The organism is Neptunomonas sp. ABH4_499 (assembly GCF_056160565.1).
Genome location: NZ_JBSWXK010000048.1, coordinates 1 through 372 on the forward strand (window position 1 = coordinate 1; position 372 = coordinate 372).

1 protein-coding gene is annotated in these 372 nt (G+C 57.0%); it reads right to left on the reverse strand.

Translation table 11 applies throughout. The features are described 5' to 3' along the window. Positions 1-372: hypothetical protein (locus ACXAF9_RS18185; RefSeq protein WP_475076848.1), on the reverse strand; the 372-nt coding region annotated here is incomplete at both ends.

Sequence of the window (372 nt, forward strand, 5' to 3'; positions counted from 1 at the left end):
CCACAGGTGCGGTATCGATGATCTGGATGTCCAGCGTATCGTCAGAGGTCTGACCTGCAAGGTCGGTCACTTCAACCGTGAACTGATCCACAATCGAGTTATCACCCGCTGTGTGATCTTCCGCTGCACCGTCTTCGGTGTATTCGTAGGTGATCTCACCGGTGGTCGCGTCATAACCCGTGACCACCAAGGTACCTTCGGTGCCCGGGATGGTGACAGGGGTTGTGCTCGCATCGGTTACATCCACGCCACCGATAGTCACGGTGTCGATGCCCGCTTCTGCGGCTACGGTGATGGTGCCAGTTACGGTGTCACCGGTACCTTCAACGACGCTGTTATCGGCTGCCGTTGTTGTGCTGTCCGCATCTTCAA